Source organism: uncultured Maritalea sp. (assembly GCF_937139385.1).
GTDB classification, from domain to species: domain Bacteria; phylum Pseudomonadota; class Alphaproteobacteria; order Rhizobiales; family Devosiaceae; genus Maritalea; species Maritalea porphyrae_A.
In genome coordinates this window covers 1-2,065 of record NZ_CAKZPW010000272.1, presented here as the reverse complement: position 1 = coordinate 2,065, position 2,065 = coordinate 1, and the positions used below count along the sequence as shown (strand labels likewise).

Genomic DNA, 2,065 nt, shown 5'->3' with positions numbered 1-2,065 from the left:
CCCCGAGCCATGGCGCCAACAGATCCCATGCCACGGTAGGACTTATATGAGCGACCTTGGTAGAGGTAAACTTCGCCTGGGCTTTCGTCAGTGCCCGCCAAAAGCGAGCCAACCATGGCGCAATTTGCACCGCCGGCCAATGCTTTAGCCAAATCACCTGAGAATTTGATTCCGCCATCCGCGATAATTGGAATGCCAGATTTTGCCGCTTCTTCAGCGCAACCCATAACGGCGGCAAGCTGAGGAACGCCGACACCGGCAATAATACGTGTTGTACAAATTGAGCCTGGGCCAATGCCCACTTTAACCGCATCCGCGCCAGCATCGATCAGCGCGCGAGTTGCAGCGGCTGTTGCCACGTTGCCAGCGACAATGCGGACCTTTGAGTTTTCTTTTTTGAGACGTGTAACAATTTTTGCCACTTCCACATTGTGGCCGTGGGCTGTGTCGATTACCAGCAAATCAACTTCAGCATCGATTAGCTGCAAACAACGCTCATAACCTTTGTCCCCCACCGTTGAAGCTGCGGCACAACGAAGACGGCCCTTGCTGTCTTTGATCGCATTGGGGTGAAGCTGGGCTTTTTCGATGTCTTTTACCGTGATCAAACCAACACAATTATAAGCATCATCAACCACAAGAAGCTTTTCAATGCGGTTGGCGTGTAACAAACGCTTCGCTTCAATTTGGGAGGCACCATCGCGCACCGTAATCAGGTTCTCATGCGTCATGAGTTCAGAGATCGGCTGGTTCGGATTTGACGCAAATCGCACATCGCGGTGGGTCAATATGCCAATCAATTTGCCAGATTTGCGGCCGCCAGAGCCTCCGTTTTCGACAACGGGAATGCCCGAGATATTGCGACTTTCCATAACGTTGAGCGCATCAGATAGTGTCGCATCTGGGCCGATAGTGATTGGGTTTACCACCATACCGCTTTCAAAATGCTTGACCTGTTTGACTTGCTCAGCTTGCTCTTCTGGGGTCAAGTTGCGGTGAATAACGCCCATGCCGCCCGCTTGGGCCAATGCGATCGCCATTTTGTTCTCGGTCACAGTGTCCATTGCAGAAGAAAGAATGGGCAAGTTTAACACGATATCTTTGGTGACATTTGTTTTGAGATCAACGTCAGCGGGCATTACGCTAGATTGAGCTGGTTGCAACAAAACGTCGTCAAACGTTAATGCGGTATCACCGGTTGCTGAAGAAATGATTTTTGCCACGGGCGTAAGCCTCCGTCTAAAGACACGAATTTTGGGTATGCGTGAGACTGGTGGAGAGCATCGCCACCATTCTACTGGTTGGCGAGGGTCATTAACATGGCCTCAACCTTTTGCATAGAGGCCTATAAGACAAATTTTGTATGACAATTGCATCAATTGGGGTGCCGTGCGACACTGCTGGTCCAACCACTGAGTCTTTAGGTAATTATGTCCAACCGCATCACGCCGCTTATATTAGCGGTGGCCCTTTTTATGGAAATGATGGATTCCACGGTGATTGCCACCTCCCTGCCCGCCATTGCTGCGGACATTGGCACTGAACCTATTTCCTTAAAACTGGCATTAGCATCCTACCTTGTAGCACTTGCCATCTTCATCCCAATTAGCGGATGGATGGCGGACCGATTTGGCGCGCGGAACGTTTTTCGCGGCGCGATTGTTGTGTTCATGTTGGGCTCGATTGCATGTGCGTTTGCCGACTCACTTTTGACATTCGTTTTGGCTCGATTTGTTCAAGGTGTTGGTGGTTCAATGATGACCCCACTATCGCGGCTCATTCTCATTCGGAATACGCCGAAGAAAGAATTGATCAACGCATGGGCGTGGTTGACAGTGCCTGCCTTGTTTGGCCCACTTGCTGGCCCACCTGTAGGTGGTTTTCTCACCACCTATTTCTCTTGGCACTGGATCTTTTACATAAACATCCCCATCGGGATCATTGGCATCATTTTGGCAAGCAAATATCTAAGCGGCACAGGTTATCGCGAAAAACGGAAGCTGGATTGGGTCGGCTTTTTGCTCTGCGGCAGCAGTTTTTCTGGATTGATCTTTGGCCTTTCGGT

The 2,065-nt window shown here is 50.3% G+C and carries 2 protein-coding genes; one reads left to right on the top strand and one right to left on the bottom strand.

What is annotated here, in order from left to right; all coding sequences use genetic code 11:
* Positions 1–1,223, bottom strand: a 1,223-nt coding sequence (gene guaB / locus Q0231_RS11115; RefSeq protein WP_299347724.1) for an IMP dehydrogenase, incomplete at its 3' end; no start/stop codon positions are given.
* Between the two features lie 207 nt (positions 1,224–1,430).
* Between guaB and Q0231_RS11110 the strand changes: the two genes are divergently transcribed.
* The coding region (locus Q0231_RS11110; RefSeq protein WP_299347723.1) for an MFS transporter at positions 1,431–2,065 on the top strand (635 nt) is incomplete at its 3' end.